Below are 17295 nucleotides of genomic sequence, written 5' to 3' on the forward strand. Positions count from 1 at the left end.
AGTTTTTAGTCGGTATGGTCTTCCGGCGTCCATTCATAGATCCAGTTAAACCGATCAAGAAGCTGACTTGGGGTGTTGGACCGCATGACGAGATCTCGTGCAATACGAAGAGGGAAGCCCATATGGTAGACCCAGTCATTCCACTTAACGAGCTTGCTCATTTTCTCAATGCGTGGACGGCGAGCAGTCTCATAGGCTTGCAGGGCCTGCGGTGTTGCGCCGTGTTTATCGACCATTTTGGACAGGACTGCTGCATCTTCGATTGCCATTGCAGCGCCTTGAGCTGAAAACGGTAGGATCGCGTGAGCGGCGTCACCAATAAGTGTCACAGGGCCCTGGGTCCATGCAGGGCGGGTGTCGACCTCGCACAATGACCAACGGGTCCATGTTTCCGGCAGGTAGACCAGACGCAAGGCCTCTGGAGCCCAGTTGCGAAAGTGCTTGCGGACATGATCACTGCCAACCGGATGGGACCAGCTGTCTTCTTCCCAGTCTTCCTTCGTGATGGCGACGATGTTGAGCAGCTTGCCATTCTTTACTGGATACTGGACCAGATGAGCGTCGCGAGCGAGCCACAGGCCTGAGGTGCTCAGGAGAGGTTCCAGATTGAAGGGTGGTTCTGCTGTTGCTCTGTAGGCTACGAAACCGGTGTGTTTGGCAGGTGCGCCACCCAATGTGGTCTGGCGAATGCTCGAACGGACACCGTCGGCGCCGATGAGCAAGTCAAACTGATCCGGTATACCTGCAAGAGCTTCTGAGAAAGCCGCTCCCTTGAGCGTGATAGTGTCACCGTTGATTTCGGCGGATGCTACCTTGGTATCCAGCCGCAGAGTGACTTCCGGTGTGTTCTGGACAGCTTCCAATAACAGCTGTTGCAGATCTGCTCGGTGGATCACATAATATGGCGCGCCATAGCGGTCTTCAGCAATGCGGCCAAGCGGAACGGTGGCAAGTTGAGAGCCATCCTGACCGGAGCGTATATTGACGCTGGCCGGAGAGACGGCTCTGGACATGAGTGCAGGGCCTAAGCCAAGAGCCTGCAAGCATCTCATTGCATTGGGAGATAGCTGAATTCCAGCGCCGACTTCGGAAAGCTCTGGGGCAGCGTCGAACAGGAAAACACTGTGGCCCTTACGGGCAAGGTATAACGCAGCTGTAAGTCCGGCGATCCCGGCTCCTGCGATAGCAATATTTTTTGGTATCATTACGCAGCTTGCCTGCCGTGCTTTGCCTGAGGTTATCGGGATCAGGCAAAGCAATGTGATTACGGTTTATTCGTTTTATCGATCAGATGATGAGGTTGTTAGGCCACATCAGGTGCCCAGGCGCAGTCAGCTGGATTAGATTCTGCGGAAGCGAGTGCAGCATCGTAGTGGTAAAGCGTTGAGCAGTATGGGCAGATTATGTTGTCATCAGCACCCATGTCGAGGAATACGTGTGGGTGGTCCTGTGGGGGGCGTGCGCCAATGCACATAAATTCTTTGGCGCCGATTTTAATGGCGTCAACGCCATTGGTGTTGTGAAAGTGGGGTACGACTTTACCGGCCATTTTTTCGCCAAGCTCCATGGAACAAAAATTTGCCGCCGACATTAAATTGGTTCTGGTTAAAAAGACAGTTTTTCTCGCTGATTGATTGCCTCGAGATCGATGCGGTCCACAACTGTACTGCGTTTTTTCACCTAGGACCGAGGTTTTACCGCGGAACTGGTGTTGTCTCAGCCTCTGTGAATAGTTGATGGACTAGTCCAAATTGATAGTTCTTTGGCCTTTTCTTTCTCCACCCTTACATTTACCCTCCCATGACCCCATAGTTTTCCTTTACGTAAACGTTAGGTAATATGCCAATATTCAATAATAATGATCACCCTATCGCTTATCTTGATGAAGGGGAGGGCGATCCGATCCTGCTGATCCACGGATTCGCATCCAACAAGTTCGTCAACTGGGTGTATCCCGGCTGGGTTGATTTGTTGGTGAAGGATGGCCGCCGTGTGATTGCGATTGATAATCGTGGTCATGGTGAAAGCTACAAGTACTACAATGCAGAGGATTATGGCGCTCCGGTTATGGCTGAAGATGCGCTGAAACTGCTGGATCATCTCTATATCGATAAAGCGGATTTGCTTGGCTATTCCATGGGCACCCGCATTTCTGCGTTTTGTGCGCTGCAAGCACCGGACCGGGTGCGCTCGCTGTCCCTTGGCGGGATGGGGTATGGTTTGATTTCTGGTGTTGGTAATCCAGAGCCAATCATTGAAGGGTTGTTGGCTGACAAGATCTCTGATGTGAAAGACCGGACGGGTCGTGCCTTCAGAGCCTTTGCCGAGCAGACCAAATCAGACCGGCGGGCGCTTGCTGCGTGTATGCAGTCAGCCCGGAAGCCTATTTCTGAAGATATGGTCTCTAAGGTTACGGCGCCGACACTTGTTGCTGTTGGTACAAATGATGACGTGGCCGGTGATCCAAAGGCGCTTGCTGATCTTATGCCGAATGCCAGTTATCTGGAGATTACCAACCGGGACCATATGACCGCTGTTGGCGACAAGATTTTCAAAAAAGGCACATTAGAGTTTTTGGAGCAATTTTCATGAATAGAGGCACCCACGAATTTATCGGAGCCGATGGCAACCGCATTGTTGCAGACCGGTTTGGCTCAAAAGGTCAGCCGGTGATGATGATGCATGGTGGCGGGCAGACGAGACATTCGTGGGGCAAGACTGCTGAGATGATTGCCAATGCAGGTATGCAGGCGTTCTGTCTTGATATGCGTGGGCACGGGGACAGTGCGTGGGTTGAAGGGGAGAAGTACTTCTTTTCTGACTTCGGTGCAGATGTTGCTGCAGCTGCCACGCAAATCTATGAGGAAACCGGTTTCAAGCCAATTGCGATCGGTGCCTCATTAGGTGGTCTTGCGTCTATTCTGGCTGAGGGTGCTTTGCGCCCAGGTGTGCTGGCTGGCGTTATTCTGGTTGACGTGACCCCGCGCCTAGATGAAGGCGGAGTGAGTAAGATCCTGTCGTTTATGGCTGAAAAGGTCGAGGACGGGTTTGGCAGCGTTGAAGAAGCGGCGGATATGATTGCCTCTTATCTTCCGCATCGAAAGCGCCCTAAGACATTAGATGGCCTTTCGAAAAACCTGCGTTTACGGGAAGATGGGCGCTATCGCTGGCACTGGGACCCTCGCTTTATCACGCATCACGCTGATCGTGCTGATATGAAAGACAAGGTGCAGAGTGAGCTGTTGGCGGCAGCGGCTAATCTCAAAGTGCCGAGTATGCTTGTTCGTGGAGCGGCATCAGAACTTGTGAAGCAGAGCCATGTAGATGAATTTCTCGCATTGGTTCCCCATGCACAATTCACAGATGTGAAAGAAGCTGGTCATATGGTGGCAGGCGATGTGAATGATATTTTCACTGCTGCGATCATGCCATTTTTAAAAGAGTACCAAGCGGCAGCTTAAAATTAGAACCAGTTTCTGGTTTTTGAAGGAAATGTAGGTTCACTTTCTAATTGCCTATGCAGGTTTGGTACGCGCTTTCTCTAATGGCAATACTGCGTGATGTACTATAGGCGGATAATTCATAGTGAGTGGGTGGGGCTTGGATCGAGACAGTCTGCACCTATGTAAGGTTGAATAGGTCCTATCCATAAAGGAACGCTCTTTCATGGTGCAATTTTCTTCAAGTAGCCCCAAGGAGTTCGCATCGCATGATCCTGTTTGGGATCGCGTGAAAGCCGAAGCCCAGGCGATGGCCAGCTCTGAGCCAGCACTTGCGTCTTTTGTTTACGAGACGGTGCTGAACCACTCTTCTCTAGAGGAAGCGATTGTGCATCGTGTGGCTGACCGGTTAGGCCATGTGGTTGTCTCTTCTTCTCTTATCCGCCAGACTTATCTGGATGTTCTGGATCAGGCTCCTGATATTGTTCAGGCCTTCCGTGTTGATCTGGGTGCTGTTTTTGATCGTGATCCTGCCTGTGACCGATTCCTGGAGCCTCTGCTTTATTTCAAAGGGTTCCATGCGCTGCAGACACACCGGTTAGCGAACTGGTTGTGGAAGCAGGGGCGAGAGGATTTCGCGCTTTACCTGCAAAGCCGTTGCTCTGAAGTGTTCCAGATGGATATTCATCCTCAGGTTCCTATCGGGCGGGGCGTTTTCTTTGACCATGGTACCGGCATTGTGGTTGGCGGCACTGCTGTTATTGAAGACGATGTCTCTATTTTGCAAGGTGTGACACTTGGTGGTACGGGCAAGGTCTCTGGCGACCGTCATCCGAAGATCCGTCAGGGCGTGCTGATTGGTGCGGGTGCCAAAGTTCTAGGCAATCTGGAAATTGGCCATTGCTCACGTGTTGCAGCAGGATCTGTGGTTCTTAAAGACGTTGATCCGTGCACGACTGTGGCGGGTGTTCCTGCCAAGGTTGTGGGTGAAGCTGGTTGCGACCAGCCGGCTCGTGCCATGGATCAAATGATCGGTCAAGGTCAAGGACTTTCCTCGCAAAACAAACAAGGATAAGCTAGTTTCCTAGGGTTGGCAGGACGATAAACTTGTATAGTTTGTGCCCCAAGTTTGAAGTGAAATTGGTAAGGAGACGGCTGTGAAGCCTGATGAAATTCGTAAGGTGCAAACCTACATGCGCAATACTTTCAAGTCGCCAGAACTTGAAGTGCGTGCGCGTCCTCGTAAAGATGATTCCGCGGAAGTTTATATCAATAATGAGTTTCTTGGCGTTATCTTCCGCGACGAGGAAGATGGCGAACTGAGCTGGAACTTCCAGATGGCTATCCTTGATATTGACGTGGAAGGCCTCTAAGGCTTCATGCAAAATCTGATTGATTTGAAGGGCTCCGTTTTGGGGCCCTTTTTGCATCAAAATGAGACTCTTGAAGGCTGTGGGCGTCCTGAATTGAAACGGGATGGAGTTTGTTCGCCTGCCTGAATTTCCTATGCGGATTTCATATGTAAATATTAACAGGAGGTTAACTCGAGGATAGCACGCGGCATAGGAATTGCTTTCAACTGCACAGTAACGCGTTTGAGCTGGATTGAGCCAGCTGAGAATGGGGGAAGTGCATGCTGGGCGATTTGTTGTTGGCCGCGTTTATAGCGGCTTCTGGTTTTGTGACTGCGGGAATTCTGGGTAGCTTCTATCACTTGGTGACTGGGGAGCCACCGCGATTTTTTGCTGAGATGAAAGGGCCTCTGTCCTGGCTTATTGTCGTTGGGTTATGGCTTGTTGCTGGTCCTTTTATATTTATGCGCAATGCGATCCAGGGTTATTACCGAGAGTCATTTAGCCCCAAGATGCTGGCCGCCGCGGGAGGGCTCACCGCTATGTGGAGCATTCTTTCCGGTACGTTTGTTTTGAGTTTTCTCTTGGCACTTTGAACAAGCCATATGCTAGATTGCGCGGGATTTGATTTGTGCAATCTAGGAGAACCTTGTGCCTTTTTATAAGCTTGGAGACAGAAGCCCTAATGTTCCTGAAAATGGAAACTACTGGGTCGCGCCATGTGCGAGTCTGATTGGGCATGTGCAGTTGGATGAGGAAGCGAATATTTGGTTTGGCGCTGTTTTGCGCGGTGACAATGAGCTTATCCATATTGGTGCGCGGTCCAACATTCAGGACGGATCGGTTCTTCATACAGATTTGGGGTATCCGCTGGTTGTTGGCGCAAACTGTACGGTTGGTCACAAGGCGATTTTGCATGGATGCACTGTGGGGGAAGGCTCGCTTATTGGAATGGGCGCGACAATCCTGAACGGCGCAAAGATTGGTAAGGGCTGTATCATCGGCGCAAATGCACTGGTTCCTGAAGGCAAGGTTATTCCAGATGGTTCTCTGGTTGTGGGAATGCCGGGGAAGGTAGTTCGTGAGTTGGATGATGAAGCACAGGCGATGCTTATCCGCTCAGCAGATGGCTACGTGATGAATGCACAGCGCTTTAAAGAGCAGCTGGTTGAACTCTGAAGCCATCACGATTTTTGAAAACAAAACAAGCCGCGGCATTTTCCGCGGCTTTGTTGTTTGCCAAGACCTTAGCAGCTTTATTCTGGAATACTTGCAACGGTGGTGACGCGTTTATCCGAAATAGCGGACCAAGCAGAAGCATGGCGAGCGGACTGGCGTTTCACGTAGCGGTATGGGGTTGAATACCAAGGCAAGATTGAAGAGATCTGATTGTCGAGAATAAGATCTCCCTGATCAGTGCGCACGCTTAAGACAGCGTGTCCGCCGTTACTCAGGTCTTTCACGACCGTTATGAGCAGGGAGCTTGGCGGCCAGCCCAAGGCAATGAGTTGCCGCTGTTTTTCCAGAACGTACTCTTCGCAATCACCAGCACCTTGCGGGTATGTCCAGTATTCAGGCACTCCGAACAGTTGCTCGTCTGTTAGTGGGCGAACTTGTGTGTTGATTGAGGCGTTTACATCCAGCAATTCCTGCCAGCGCTCTTTGGTCAAGCGGACAACCAACGGCGTATTGGTACCATAGCGGCACTGTTGTGGGTAGTTTTGACAGAATTCAATATGGCCAACGGGAGCAGTGGCTTGTCCGATAATTGGCATAAAGCGTCCTGGAACTTGCTCAGCATGAGCGTAAGACAGGCTGATTAGCCCACCCAATGCGACCCCCAAAACACTTTTCGCGAACAGCTTACACTCAAACACAAGTAGCGCCCTCCAATCATGGCAGGCTCTACTTTCCTTCGCGCATTTTTATTTGGTTATAATCTTTAAAGTCAGTATTTAATCAAAATTGAGCAGTATTTAAATCAAGATTGAATATCAGTTAAATCAATATTTCTGAAAATAAGAGTCAATATTAATTCAAATTGTAATTATACTAAGACTCCGCAGGAAACTGGAGTTTCTGATGAGACCTAACGAGAGTTTTATGGTTTAGTTACAGTTAATTAGAGAGTTGGCATGTGAAGCTGTGTCAGTTGCATGTAATTCTCACTGCAAATATTTTTTTATAAATTTATCGAAAAGCTGAGGCTTAACCGTTGATAAGACAGGAATCGGTCTGGCTGGCTTAGCGCTTTTCAGCGTTGGAGATATGGTGCTCCAGCAGTTCCTTATTCTGGACGGTGGCGAATTCGACTGCGACGCCTTCTTCAAAGTGGCGAACGATCCGCGCACGCATCTTACCAAGCGTGATTGGTGTTCCAAGTGCCGGACGTACATCCGTCTTGAGTGCGGCGCCAGAGAGGGAGACATCCACAATGCGGCAGGCGTATTCTCTGCCGTCTGGCAAAATGATCTTCGTAATCGGATTCTTTGGAGTGAAGCGGTCAAATCTGCGATCTTCTGGCAGATTAAGCTCGTCTTTGTTGGCCAGCCAAGTCAGGACGGAAGCCAGCTTGTCGCGCTTGCGTGCGCTGGCATTGAGCGTCATTGCAAAGCCGCCATCGATCTCGCGGACGATCTTTCCTTCAACACGACCAATGTGATCAAGATAAGCGACAACGCGCTCGCCAACTTCGCCCATTACCGGAGAGATAAAGGCGGCGCCACCAGGTGACATGTTGACGACCTGGCAAGGGTACTCACGTCGGTTTTCCAGCATGAAACGGCCCAGCACGTTGATTTCAACGCGAGAAAAACGGCGTCTGTCAGGTGCTTTTGCTGCTAGTGCAGCAATTCTGTTGGTCGCTGTGCGCCCTGCCATTTTCCTAGGAATCCCGACTACGCGATTATTGACTAGTAGAAACTTGGGTCACACCCTAGGAAAACAAGGTTAACAGAATGGTAACTGTGGTGCGGAGTACAGGTTTATATTTTGCCCCCATCAACAACTCTAAGGTGTCCTACCTGTCGGCTGTTTGGGATTTCGACGGCCTTTGGTACTGCTGACCGTTGCAAGTGACTTCCGCGGCTAACTCTTGGTTCCATTGAACTAACAGCGCGATGCGTTGGAGTTCCAAAATGTGGGACGCAGTCATTTTCGTCACTGAAGAGAGGTGCGTCTTCATCTGGCCAGATCAACCTCAGGCTGTTGACTTTTTGCTTGGAAATCGCCTGAACACCGAGCCAGAATGGACGCTTGAGCGGGGCCATACAGCCAAGAATACGCGTACAACCTTCCCCCTGAACGCGGATTGGCAGGAGCAGGAGCTCCAGATCTACTGACTGACCCATTTCAGTTGTGCCCGTGAAGCTGATCACAGCTGCAGCGCCATCCTGTGTTATGGCAGAAAGCATGGCTGTGACGGCTTGCTGGTCTTTCTCATCCCAGCCATCAAGGAAACTGCGGCCTTTCAGTTCACGACAGAACAGGGAACACAATCGTGTCCCTGCGAGACGGAACCTGAAATTGTTCTGCTGTGCCAGTTCCAGAATAAACGTATCGCCCAAAACACTTTTGATTGCGGAAGGTTGAATATCGCCACGTTCGGGAGCTGGTCGTTCAGCCCGAATTTCGTCCCAGTATTCGAAGAGTATCCGTGATGCACCGTGTTTCATATTCCCGCCTTCCCCAGTCCGCTTATTGGGTTTTCCCATTGGGGTCAGTGTCCTTTTTATGGACAACTTTAACTATCCGCTGGTCTATGGTGGGGAATAAGCATGGAGCGTGCCAAGTTAGAAATATCATAAAAATTTAATAAAATATTAACCTTAACAAAGGGTTTAAGTTGTGCTGTTGGGTGGCTTGTATAATCTTGGTTGCAGTTGCCTCACCTGAACCCTTGAGGCCCTAAGAATTGAGCTATTGTTGGCGGTAAACCTAGGTTTTCAGCATTTCGTGTACTGATAAAAAGTCGGGAAATCAAACGCCTAACGGGGAGAAGCTCCGATAAACCGTCAGCGCTTGGGGGAGTGCTGGCGGTTTATTGTTTTCATTTGATCCTTACATTTTGCGGCAAGCCTTGCGAAGCGTGCCAAGTTGTCTTAGTTCAAAATGGGACAATAATTTTGGATCTGTAATAAAATGAACCAATCCAATGAAGACCATCTGGCACCTCACGGCCCCAACCTTCAGAGACCAGCGCGGGAGCCGATGTTCAATCTGCCAACCGTGGTTGTTGGACTGTCTCTGATCTTTATTGGGATACATCTGGTTCGTGCCTATGTGTTGACGCCCAACGCGGATTTGCAGACGCTGCTTTTATTTGCGTTCTGGCCTGTCCGATATCTTAGTGGATTTATGGCTGAATATTCCTGGCCAGGAGAAACCGTTTCGGCGATCTGGAGTTTTCTGACCTACGGATTTTTGCATGGTAGCGTGCAGCATGTAGGTTTCAATGTGCTTTGGATGGCAGTGTTCGGGAGTGCTGTTGCACGACGTTTTGGTGCGACCCGTTTTCTGCTGCTCTCGGCTGTTTGCGCTGTTGCTGGCGCGGGGGCTCATCTTGCTACAAACTGGGGGCAGAGTATCCCGGTGATTGGTGCATCGGCGGCAGTCTCAGGGCAGATGGCAGCTTCCTTACGCTTCATCTTTGAAGCTGGTGGTCCGATGAGTTCGTTTCGGCGCTATGATAATGCAGCCTATTCTATTCCTGCCCGCCCTTTGATGGAGGCGTTGAGCGATCGTCGTGTCCTTACCTTTATTCTGGTATGGTTTGGCTTGAACTTCCTATTTGGCATGTGGTCCGCGCCAATTGCGGGTGAGGGCGTTAGTATTGCCTGGCAAGCTCACGTAGGTGGATTTATCGCTGGCTTGATCCTATTCCCATTATTGGATCCGATTAAACCGCGTTGAAGTGGAGCGTTTAATAGTTAGCTAACTACATATGTTAACAGCACCTAAGTTGGTGGCTAGGCAAGCATTGTTTTTTTGTGTCATGATGCCGTAGGGTTAGATTTGTTCTCTTCCTCTTTTTTCTCTGAGAAAGAAGGATGACATAAACAAACGAGGAGGTCGCCATGACAGTTGCTGCCATATTGAACGGCAAAGGGCGGGACGTTTTTACGGAACCGAGCACACGTAGTTTAAGCGAGATATGCGCAAGCCTTGGAGGCCGCCGCATAGGTGCGATTGTGTTGTGTGATCAGCCGGGTGTGATTGTTGGGATCGTGTCGGAGCGTGATGTGGTTAAGGCAATTTCCATGGAAGGAACTGATGCACTTGCACAACCCGTCAGTGACTACATGACTAAAGAAGTTGCCGTCTGTAACGAAACCGATTCCGTGAACGGTGTTATGGCGCGTATGACTGATGGGCGGTTCCGTCATATGCCAGTTGTGGAAGACGGAAAGCTCATCGGGCTGGTCTCGATCGGTGATATCGTAAAGTTCCGCATTGCTCAAGTTGAGCGTGAAGCAGAGGATCTGCGGAGTTACATTCAGGCCGTATGATCTGTGCCTAAACTGCTGTGCTTCTAAGGCACAGCAGTTCCATCCAGTCTATTTCTTATCAATACATTGTTGGTCAATGCACTGCATCAAGGCTGCATCTCTGCCAGTTGATGGAGTTCTGGAAGCGCACGGCATGTGGTTTCATATCCAACGCGAATTGCTTCTTCACCACGATGGAAGTCGAACAGACCCAGATGTGAGAGGCGCAGTGTCAAAATGTTGTCTGGTGGATCTCCTGCAAGTCGCGAGCGTCCAATCCTGTCCTGAATGATATTGTAGCTGTCCATCATTACACCGGAGATGCCCGGCAATCCTTTTGGCTTCCCACCGAATATTTGACGTCGCAGGACGCGCTTGATTGCGCCGCCCGGATCTTTTTGCAGCTTGCTATCGATCTCTGGGATCATGTCTTTCGGGATTGGGGGCAGTTCATGGACAACTGTAGAGCCTCGGCCGAATGTGTCGGAGTTGAGGTTGACTGCGATCACAGCTCGTGCACCCATCGCGCGGCATACTGAGACTGGGATTGGATTGACCAACGCACCGTCCACCAGCCAGCGACCACCATATGCGACCGGCTCGAACACGCCGGGGAGGGAGGTGGAACACCGCATCGCCTGCGTGAGTGGACCCTTCTTCAACCAGATTTCGTGTCCCGTTCCAAGCTCTGTTGCAACTGCTGCAAAAGGTCGATCAAGATCCTCGATCATGATCCCGCCGAAGTGGTCTTCGAACAATGCGAGGACTTTTTTGCCTGAGATGAGGCCAGAGCCACCGAAGGAAAGGTCGACCATGCTGAAGACCCGGCGGCGAGAAAGTGACACAACCCACTCTTCGAGTTGATCAAGCTTGCCGCAGAGATAACAACCACCGACAACAGCGCCAATAGACGTGCCAGCTATAAAGTCCGGCTGAATGCCTGCTTCTGAAAGGGCTTTAAGTACGCCAATATGCGCCCAACCACGAGCCGCACCACCGCCTAGAGCCAATCCGATACCTGGTGTGATCTCTGGCTCAGGTGTGGTGGGTGGTGTCTCAGACTCTTCTTCTACAGGCTGTTTGCTGTTTGGCCACAGAGGTAGATTTTGCAGCACTGCTATCTCCCCGACTGTCTTTCAACGGTTGAATAATCAAAATTACCTTGGGGTAACTATGCTATTTAAACCTATAAAAAGACTGAATCGGGGCACAGCGAAACCTACTGTTTTTTCCCGTAAACTTCTTGGGGGTCATATACCGGAGCGACTTCCGTCTTCTCCAGCCAAACGTCGCCTGTGTCGTTGCTGTCCACTTTTCGGAAGAAGCAGGAGCGGTAACCGACGTGACAGGTTGCGCCGTTGCCGTGCACTTTGACGCGCAGCCATATGGCGTCCTGATCGCAATCGGTCCGGATTTCAATGACTTCCTGCACCTGGCCGGAAGTACCGCCCTTTTTCCAGTATTCCTGTCTGGAGCGGCTCCAGTACCAAGCTTCGCCGGTTTCAATTGTACGACGCAGGCTCTCGGTGTTCATATAGCCCACCATGAGTAGCTCACCGCTTTCGAAATCCGTAACTGCAGCTGCGATCAGACCGTTATCGTCAAATTTTGGGCAGAGTTCATCACCCAGCTCAATTGCTTTTTTGTCAGCACGCGGCGCGAAGCCGTCGGCTTTAATATTCGTCGACATGAAATGCTCGAATTTTGTGATGAATGGTCCGAGCTTACGAACGGACCATTGTCATAAAGCGTACCTGTTCAGATGCGTTGTCTTCAAAAACACCAGAGAACCGGTTGGTGAGTGTTGATACACCCTGCTTTTGAATGCCACGCATAGACATGCACTGGTGTTCTGCCTCAATCATGACGGCGACGCCACGTGGAGCCAGATACTCTTCCAATGCCGTTGCGATCTGAACGGTCAGATGTTCCTGTGTCTGAAGGCGACGTGCGTAAATTTCTACAACACGTGCAATCTTGGACAGGCCGACCACAGCATGATCCGGATAATAAGCGATATGTGCTTTTCCGGTAAACGGCAGCACATGATGCTCACAGAAAGAAGTGAAAGAGATATCCTTCAGCAGCACAATATCATTGTAGCCGCCGACTTCTTCGAAGGTTCGTTCCAAGTGCTCGCGAGGATCTTCTTTGTATCCAGAGAAGAGATCTTCGTAGGCTTTTACCACGCGTTTTGGTGTGTCCAGCAGTCCTTCACGTTCGGTGTCATCTCCGATCCATTGAAGAAGTACGCGTGCAGCAGCCTCAGCTTCAGCCCGGCTAGGGCGGTTGGGGAGCTTGTTGTCTTCTGTAGCCGTGGGATCGGTCTCTGTAACCGGTCTCAAAACAGCGTCCATATTATGTCTCCAACAATACGCAGTCGATGAGTGTAATTTAAGACATACTTCTCTTAAAAAAACACTGAACCCGCCATAGGTTCCTGCGCAACAACTATTTTTGTCGGCCTGTTTTCAGTCAGGCTCTTCCCATTGTCATACGCAAATCTATAGCTTACCTAAGGAGATGCGAGTATGGCGCAGGGTATAAACTACGACAACCCGTTTAGACAGCCAATAAATTGGCACCTATGGTTTCTTCTAGGTAATGTGTGCTAGATTGCGATATTCCGCTTTTGACCTCTAGCAAGGTCTCGGCAGCACCACCTATATAAGATAGATGTCTTGGTTAGGAAAGGGTCTTCCCTTACTACTGAGTGATCCAAGGTCGCTTTAAGTTATAAAGCGAGTGTCAGAATAGTAGCCAGAGTTTTGCATGTTGGACGACATTTACAATACTAAGATCCTTGAGTTTGCAGGGAATATCCCTTTACTGGGACATCTCGATGCCCCGCAAGCTCAGGCAAAAGCACACTCGCGGCTTTGTGGTTCGACGGTGAGCGTTGAGGTTTGTGTAGCCGATGGTCTAATAACCTCATTTGCGCAGGACGTGAAAGCGTGCGCGCTTGGGCAAGCCTCAGCCTCTATTTTAGGCCAAGATGTTATTGGGGCTTCACCCTCTGAAATTCGGGAGGCTTATGCGCAGCTCCATGCGATGTTGAAGGAAAGTGGACCACCGCCGAATGGTCGTTTCACTGATCTGTCCTTCCTTGAACCGGTGCGCGATTATAAAGCGCGTCATGCGTCCACCATGCTTGCGTTTGAAGCCCTGGTGAAAGCGCTTGATGATGTTGAAGCTACCGTTGCTTAAGGCCAACTGAAATGTGTAAGCCCGAACCGCTGCCCAAAGTGAGGCCTGCCAGCCTGATGGCGTGGGTTGGGATCGGGCTTATTTGGATTTACCAACACAGTTTGTCGTTGATACTCGGGCGTGCGTGCCGTTATCAGCCTTCCTGCTCACATTATACAGCTGAAGCGATGGTGCGTTTCGGCTTTTGGCGTGGCGGTTGGATTGGGCTATCACGGATCATCCGTTGTAACCCATATGGAGCCAGCGGGTATGATCCTGTGCCTGCAAGTCTGCCCGAGCATTCCAGATGGTATCTGCCCTGGCGCTACGGGCACTGGACTGGACACCATATTGACCCCAAGACGCGCTTTGATCTGCCGGACTAGAAACCGTTCCTGTTGCTAAGGACAGGTGAACTCGTTTTTCTCTTCTTCAGTGAGGACTGGCAAAACCGCGAACTCTCCTTCAATGGAGAGGTTTTCATAGGGCTGTGAGTTGATAACAACGCCGTATGCTTTTCCGCTGGCAGCATCTAATGTCCAAACCCATCCGAGATTGGATTCCTGCGGATTATCCTTCCAGGAGATTTGAGTAATTTCCGGCGTAATCTGCTGTACGGTGTAGGTTGCAGATCCTTTGCTCTTGCCAAGTTTGGAGGTGGTGTTCCAGGCGAGTGCTTCACTGTTGCAAATGAAGGTCGTGAACTTCTCTTCAATTGCCTCTGCGTCTTCCTTTGTAATAGTCCAGGCGAAATTCAATGATTTCCCTAACCATTGCTCGGCGGCCTTTACAGCGGATGCGCCACTTCCAGTTTCTGCGAGTGTATGGATGTCGCTTTGGAGGCTTTTGCTGGTTGGGACGGGCGGGCCATCTCCCGTAACCTGTGCAACTGCGACCAGACCAGATGAATGAATGAACAAGACTGCGCTTGCGCTCAGGATTGCTAAGGGTTTCATTGGGTTATCCTGTTTTCATTCTTGCCGCTGTTTGATTGAGTTCAAAGACTACTGAAAGAACTGCGACCAAAAACTTCCTTTGTCATTCTCGCTTTGCTCATTGTCAGTAGCGGTTGGATCAGTCGTCGGTTCGGATGGTACCGGCATGTCGTGCGGATTGCTCATTTGGTATTCCGGCATACCGCTCATCATGGATGGGTCTTCTTCTGCATTATCTGGTTCTGGTTCGACAATTCCAGAGGTTCCAAGAGAGGGTTCAATAGATATCTGAGCGTGAGCAGGACGCGCTCCAGTGGTGAGCGCAAACCCTATGACGACAAGATATGTGAAAAGCCAGTGCCTGCTCATTTGAATACCTTTGGATGATCAGTGTGGTGTGCACTCCAATACAGAAACTCATAATTTCGTTTGAAGATAATGGCTTAATGTAGAGTTGCGTCCAGCAACTTGCAGTGGTTCCGGGTTCTTGGCTTAATGAAAAGCTATCTGCCGGTGTTGAAATTCATGAAATTTTTGTGCGCGAAATACGTGATTTTGCCTATGTGGGAGCTGCCTAGAGGCGTGTTGTTCACAGATTGAGGGCCAAAAACGTTTTTTCCTATGTTTTCCCAACCCAAATTTCAAAGGAGCGTTGACAAGAGGGGCTCAAATGAAGATAACCCGTCCTCACACGGCGCGGCCAACTTGGCCAATGCGACGGAGGAGTGCCCGAGTGGCTAAAGGGGGCGGACTGTAAATCCGCTGGCTATGCCTACGTTGGTTCGAATCCAACCTCCTCCACCATTTTCCTTTCATAAAATCAGTTTGTTACGGTAGAGATGCATGTCTATTGAAGGTTTTGAAGACCTCCCAAGTTATGCTTTTGGCGACAGCCCTGACCTTGCTGACAGCTTGCTTGATCTTGTTCTGAATGGAACAAAGACGGCTACCTGTGGCGATCTGCTTTCCTATGAGAAAGAAGGGGAGCCGCTTCCTCAGCCGGGTGATCAGTTCGTTATTCTTGATGGTAAGGGGCAAGCCGCTTGCGTCATTGAGATGGTTACGGTTGATGTGCGCCAGTTCGACGAGATTGATGAAATTTGGGCTGTTCTGGAAGGTGAAGGCGATCTTAGCCTTGAATTTTGGCAGGACGCGCATCGTGAATATTTTGAGCGGAACGGTGTCTTTGCTCAAGATATGAAGTTGGTTTGTGAGTATTTCCAGCTGGTAAAGATCTTCGAACGCGATCAAGCTAAGCCGAATTAAGTCTCTTCCAGTTTTTGTGAAATGCTCTCTGAGCCGGATGATCGCTTGTCCGGTGATGTGCTGTGGCTTTGAATAGCCTGCCAGATATCCTCTTTAACATTCTGCCATTGCCGGAGCTCAGCCCTCAAAGGTAGTTCTGCGCGTAAGGCGTCCTTGGTTTTTAATGTTGATTGGATCAGGGCGGCCAGTTCCTCAGCGTTGTGCGGGTCGAAATATCGGCAATGATCACCGCCAACTTCTGGAATAGAAGTCGCCTTTGAGGCAAGCACAGGTGTCCCCATCCAAAGAGCTTCGCCGACGGGCAAGCCGTATCCTTCAAACAAGCTCGGATACACCAGGGCAATTGCTTCTTTGTAAAGGGCGGTGAGCTCGGCTTGCGAAGGCGATTGGACAATCGTCACGTACTTGCCAATAGCCGTATACTGCTGATCTTTGTTGAGGCTTGCGAAGGCGCCATTTGGAATTGCGCCTGCGCATATGAGCTGTGGCAGAGGTGTATCCTCATTGTGCTTCAAAATGTGCAAGTAAGCGTCAAAAACCAGTTTTGCATTTTTGCGGTATCTAATGTCACCTAACAGCAAAAAGAACCCATTCTCCGGGCGTTGTCTGAGGGGGTAGATCGGCTCTGTTTCCTGAAATTCATGAGCCAAATGTATAACGCTTGTGCTCTGAGGGGATGGGAGTTTCTGCTCTGCTAGGAATTTCAGCAGATCGCTTCTCGTATACTCAGAGTTTGCCAAAACGTGCGGTCTTGTGGTGACAGTTCGCCTTAAATGTTCCAGCCAAAGTTTTGCGCCGAGGTCTTCTTCAGGGTCGTTGAGACGCAAAGGAGAGATGTCATGGATCATGACGTAAACTGGTACATATGGCGCGCGGCTCTTCACATACTCAGTTAGACGCCGGGCTTCTTCCAGATTTCCCAATGAAAGAAAGGGAGCGTCAATGTCGGAGAGTGGATCTCCAAGCGCTTCTCCATCATAAGCTCCGATGGTTTCATCCGCGTGTGAGCGTAATGTATGCCGCAACTTGTGAAATAGTCCTTTGATCTTGCGGTTCCTGTATTTTTCAAGATGGAATGTTTTTACAGGAGCGCCCAGCAAGTCGGGCAGATATGCAGGGTTAAGGTCATCATCCTTAAATAGAGGATCGGCTTGCACACTCACATATTCGTTTGTTCGGGCGTCATGACAGATGAAGGTGACTTCAAGGTCATCCTTATAAAAGCGTCTGGCTGTTTCATAGAGTGTTCTGGTGACGCCATTCGCCTGTAATGAGGTAGAGCGGTTCTGCCTCAAGGTGGTCAAATCAAAGTAGAGCTTTGGCTTTGGCGTCGTCATGCTCAGCTCCTGGTTGCTGGTAGAGTGTGCGTCATGCATTCCTTGTAATGGAGTTTGCGAATCCTGTTGTTGCAAACAGTATGCGGAGTGGGGAGGGGGAAGGCTAGCTAAACCCTTGCTAACCAGTGGTAATTCAAGGTGTGTAACCTGTCGATTAGGTGATCTCTCCCGAGGAAAACAGAGTTGGGCGTGCTTAAAATCATCTGGACGCGTCTTCAAGAATTGTTTATTCAGGCAATCCATGATTAACACCAAACCGCTTACCTGCCTTGTTTGCAGGAGTGAGCCGGAGA

General features: G+C 50.1%; 22 protein-coding genes and 1 tRNA gene. 12 read left to right on the plus strand and 11 right to left on the minus strand.

Annotation, left to right across the window (positions count from 1 at the left end; translation table 11 throughout):
* Positions 1-5 precede the first annotated feature (5 nt).
* On the minus strand, positions 6-1205 hold the full coding sequence (locus tag DHN43_RS08360) for an FAD-dependent oxidoreductase (RefSeq protein WP_108818294.1): 1200 nt from the start codon (positions 1203-1205) through the stop codon (positions 6-8).
* Positions 1206-1303: 98 nt separating this feature from the next.
* The gene (locus DHN43_RS08365; protein ID WP_108818452.1) at positions 1304-1549 is read right to left on the minus strand and encodes a zinc-finger domain-containing protein; all 246 of its coding nucleotides are present in this window, start codon (positions 1547-1549) and stop codon (positions 1304-1306) included.
* 290 nt (positions 1550-1839) lie between these two features.
* Between DHN43_RS08365 and DHN43_RS08370 the strand changes: the two genes are divergently transcribed.
* The 6 genes from DHN43_RS08370 to DHN43_RS08395 all read left to right on the plus strand — a co-directional run bounded on the left by DHN43_RS08370 (position 1840) and on the right by DHN43_RS08395 (position 5971).
* On the plus strand, positions 1840-2592 hold the full coding sequence (locus DHN43_RS08370; RefSeq protein ID WP_108818295.1) for an alpha/beta fold hydrolase: 753 nt from the start codon (positions 1840-1842) through the stop codon (positions 2590-2592).
* Positions 2589-3461 carry an alpha/beta fold hydrolase gene (locus DHN43_RS08375; RefSeq protein WP_108818296.1) on the plus strand — a complete coding sequence of 291 codons (873 nt, stop codon included), beginning with the start codon at positions 2589-2591 and terminating at the stop codon, positions 3459-3461. The genes DHN43_RS08370 and DHN43_RS08375 overlap by 4 nt, the downstream gene beginning before the upstream one ends.
* Positions 3462-3666: 205 nt before the next feature.
* Positions 3667-4515 carry a serine O-acetyltransferase gene (cysE, locus tag DHN43_RS08380; RefSeq protein WP_063289536.1) on the plus strand — a complete coding sequence of 283 codons (849 nt, stop codon included), beginning with the start codon at positions 3667-3669 and terminating at the stop codon, positions 4513-4515.
* A gap of 82 nt (positions 4516-4597) precedes the next feature.
* Complete coding sequence (locus tag DHN43_RS08385; protein ID WP_108818297.1) at positions 4598-4813, plus strand: DUF3126 family protein; 216 nt, start codon at positions 4598-4600, stop codon at positions 4811-4813.
* Between the two features lie 260 nt (positions 4814-5073).
* Positions 5074-5388, plus strand: coding sequence for a DUF6949 family protein (locus DHN43_RS08390; protein WP_063289534.1), 315 nt, complete (start codon positions 5074-5076; stop codon positions 5386-5388).
* Between the two features lie 55 nt (positions 5389-5443).
* Positions 5444-5971 (plus strand): gamma carbonic anhydrase family protein, encoded by a 528-nt coding sequence (locus tag DHN43_RS08395; RefSeq protein WP_063289533.1) that lies wholly within the window; start codon positions 5444-5446, stop codon positions 5969-5971.
* A 77-nt stretch (positions 5972-6048) separates the two neighbouring features.
* Here the strand turns inward: DHN43_RS08395 and DHN43_RS08400 are convergent, their stop codons facing one another.
* The 3 genes from DHN43_RS08400 to DHN43_RS08410 all read right to left on the minus strand — a co-directional run bounded on the left by DHN43_RS08400 (position 6049) and on the right by DHN43_RS08410 (position 8466).
* Positions 6049-6669 (minus strand): transglutaminase-like cysteine peptidase, encoded by a 621-nt coding sequence (locus DHN43_RS08400; RefSeq protein ID WP_108818298.1) that lies wholly within the window; start codon positions 6667-6669, stop codon positions 6049-6051.
* A gap of 367 nt (positions 6670-7036) precedes the next feature.
* Positions 7037-7672 carry a PilZ domain-containing protein gene (locus DHN43_RS08405; protein ID WP_057462526.1) on the minus strand — a complete coding sequence of 212 codons (636 nt, stop codon included), beginning with the start codon at positions 7670-7672 and terminating at the stop codon, positions 7037-7039.
* Positions 7673-7776: 104 nt separating this feature from the next.
* Entirely contained in the window at positions 7777-8466 is a 690-nt protein-coding gene (locus tag DHN43_RS08410) for a PAS domain-containing protein (protein ID WP_057462525.1), read from the minus strand.
* A gap of 466 nt (positions 8467-8932) precedes the next feature.
* Here DHN43_RS08410 and DHN43_RS08415 point away from each other — a divergent pair, with 466 nt between their 5' ends.
* Complete coding sequence (locus tag DHN43_RS08415) at positions 8933-9703, plus strand: rhomboid family intramembrane serine protease (RefSeq protein ID WP_057462524.1); 771 nt, start codon at positions 8933-8935, stop codon at positions 9701-9703.
* Positions 9704-9867: 164 nt separating this feature from the next.
* A complete protein-coding gene (locus tag DHN43_RS08420; protein ID WP_057462523.1) occupies positions 9868-10299 on the plus strand; it encodes a CBS domain-containing protein in 432 nt (143 codons plus the stop codon).
* Positions 10300-10385: 86 nt separating this feature from the next.
* Here the strand turns inward: DHN43_RS08420 and DHN43_RS08425 are convergent, their stop codons facing one another.
* The 3 genes from DHN43_RS08425 to folE all read right to left on the minus strand — a co-directional run bounded on the left by DHN43_RS08425 (position 10386) and on the right by folE (position 12635).
* A complete protein-coding gene (locus tag DHN43_RS08425) occupies positions 10386-11399 on the minus strand; it encodes a patatin-like phospholipase family protein (RefSeq protein ID WP_108818299.1) in 1014 nt (337 codons plus the stop codon).
* Between the two features lie 98 nt (positions 11400-11497).
* On the minus strand, positions 11498-11968 hold the full coding sequence (gene hisI / locus DHN43_RS08430) for a phosphoribosyl-AMP cyclohydrolase (RefSeq protein ID WP_063289530.1): 471 nt from the start codon (positions 11966-11968) through the stop codon (positions 11498-11500).
* Between the two features lie 34 nt (positions 11969-12002).
* Positions 12003-12635: a GTP cyclohydrolase I FolE gene (folE, locus tag DHN43_RS08435; RefSeq protein WP_057462520.1), complete on the minus strand. Its 633-nt coding sequence runs from the start codon at positions 12633-12635 to the stop codon at positions 12003-12005.
* 415 nt (positions 12636-13050) lie between these two features.
* On the opposite strand from folE, the gene DHN43_RS08440 reads away from it, so the two are divergent.
* Both DHN43_RS08440 and yidD read left to right on the plus strand, forming a co-directional pair.
* Positions 13051-13485 (plus strand): iron-sulfur cluster assembly scaffold protein, encoded by a 435-nt coding sequence (locus DHN43_RS08440; RefSeq protein ID WP_108818300.1) that lies wholly within the window; start codon positions 13051-13053, stop codon positions 13483-13485.
* Between the two features lie 11 nt (positions 13486-13496).
* Positions 13497-13850, plus strand: a complete 354-nt coding sequence (gene yidD / locus DHN43_RS08445) for a membrane protein insertion efficiency factor YidD (RefSeq protein WP_108818301.1) — start codon at positions 13497-13499, stop codon at positions 13848-13850.
* Between the two features lie 15 nt (positions 13851-13865).
* Here the strand turns inward: yidD and DHN43_RS08450 are convergent, their stop codons facing one another.
* Both DHN43_RS08450 and DHN43_RS08455 read right to left on the minus strand, forming a co-directional pair.
* Positions 13866-14420 carry a hypothetical protein gene (locus tag DHN43_RS08450; protein ID WP_108818302.1) on the minus strand — a complete coding sequence of 185 codons (555 nt, stop codon included), beginning with the start codon at positions 14418-14420 and terminating at the stop codon, positions 13866-13868.
* 48 nt (positions 14421-14468) lie between these two features.
* Entirely contained in the window at positions 14469-14768 is a 300-nt protein-coding gene (locus tag DHN43_RS08455) for a hypothetical protein (protein WP_108818303.1), read from the minus strand.
* Positions 14769-15118: 350 nt separating this feature from the next.
* On the opposite strand from DHN43_RS08455, the gene DHN43_RS08460 reads away from it, so the two are divergent.
* Positions 15119-15203 (plus strand) — tRNA-Tyr (locus DHN43_RS08460).
* 39 nt (positions 15204-15242) lie between these two features.
* A complete protein-coding gene (locus tag DHN43_RS08465) occupies positions 15243-15665 on the plus strand; it encodes an ASCH domain-containing protein (RefSeq protein WP_057462515.1) in 423 nt (140 codons plus the stop codon).
* On the opposite strand, the gene DHN43_RS08470 is transcribed toward DHN43_RS08465, so the two are convergent.
* Positions 15662-17002 (minus strand): glycosyltransferase family 4 protein, encoded by a 1341-nt coding sequence (locus tag DHN43_RS08470; RefSeq protein ID WP_208995051.1) that lies wholly within the window; start codon positions 17000-17002, stop codon positions 15662-15664. The two genes, DHN43_RS08465 and DHN43_RS08470, sit on opposite strands and share 4 nt — an antisense overlap.
* Positions 17003-17295: the final 293 nt, after the last annotated feature.

The organism is Pseudovibrio sp. Alg231-02 (assembly GCF_900143565.1).
Taxonomy (GTDB): domain Bacteria; phylum Pseudomonadota; class Alphaproteobacteria; order Rhizobiales; family Stappiaceae; genus Pseudovibrio.

Coding starts and splice junctions, on each gene's coding strand:
- DHN43_RS08360 (WP_108818294.1), bottom strand. CDS start 1,205: ATGATACCAAAAAATATTGCTATCGCAGGAGCCGGGATCGCCGGACTT.
- DHN43_RS08365 (WP_108818452.1), bottom strand. CDS start 1,549: ATGGCCGGTAAAGTCGTACCCCACTTTCACAACACCAATGGCGTTGAC.
- DHN43_RS08370 (WP_108818295.1), top strand. CDS start 1,840: ATGCCAATATTCAATAATAATGATCACCCTATCGCTTATCTTGATGAA.
- DHN43_RS08375 (WP_108818296.1), top strand. CDS start 2,589: ATGAATAGAGGCACCCACGAATTTATCGGAGCCGATGGCAACCGCATT.
- cysE (WP_063289536.1), top strand. CDS start 3,667: ATGGTGCAATTTTCTTCAAGTAGCCCCAAGGAGTTCGCATCGCATGAT.
- DHN43_RS08390 (WP_063289534.1), top strand. CDS start 5,074: ATGCTGGGCGATTTGTTGTTGGCCGCGTTTATAGCGGCTTCTGGTTTT.
- DHN43_RS08405 (WP_057462526.1), bottom strand. CDS start 7,672: ATGGCAGGGCGCACAGCGACCAACAGAATTGCTGCACTAGCAGCAAAA.
- DHN43_RS08410 (WP_057462525.1), bottom strand. CDS start 8,466: ATGAAACACGGTGCATCACGGATACTCTTCGAATACTGGGACGAAATT.
- DHN43_RS08415 (WP_057462524.1), top strand. CDS start 8,933: ATGAACCAATCCAATGAAGACCATCTGGCACCTCACGGCCCCAACCTT.
- DHN43_RS08420 (WP_057462523.1), top strand. CDS start 9,868: ATGACAGTTGCTGCCATATTGAACGGCAAAGGGCGGGACGTTTTTACG.
- hisI (WP_063289530.1), bottom strand. CDS start 11,968: ATGTCGACGAATATTAAAGCCGACGGCTTCGCGCCGCGTGCTGACAAA.
- folE (WP_057462520.1), bottom strand. CDS start 12,635: ATGGACGCTGTTTTGAGACCGGTTACAGAGACCGATCCCACGGCTACA.
- DHN43_RS08440 (WP_108818300.1), top strand. CDS start 13,051: ATGTTGGACGACATTTACAATACTAAGATCCTTGAGTTTGCAGGGAAT.
- yidD (WP_108818301.1), top strand. CDS start 13,497: ATGTGTAAGCCCGAACCGCTGCCCAAAGTGAGGCCTGCCAGCCTGATG.
- DHN43_RS08450 (WP_108818302.1), bottom strand. CDS start 14,420: ATGAAACCCTTAGCAATCCTGAGCGCAAGCGCAGTCTTGTTCATTCAT.
- DHN43_RS08455 (WP_108818303.1), bottom strand. CDS start 14,768: ATGAGCAGGCACTGGCTTTTCACATATCTTGTCGTCATAGGGTTTGCG.
- DHN43_RS08465 (WP_057462515.1), top strand. CDS start 15,243: ATGTCTATTGAAGGTTTTGAAGACCTCCCAAGTTATGCTTTTGGCGAC.
- DHN43_RS08470 (WP_208995051.1), bottom strand. CDS start 17,002: ATGACGACGCCAAAGCCAAAGCTCTACTTTGATTTGACCACCTTGAGG.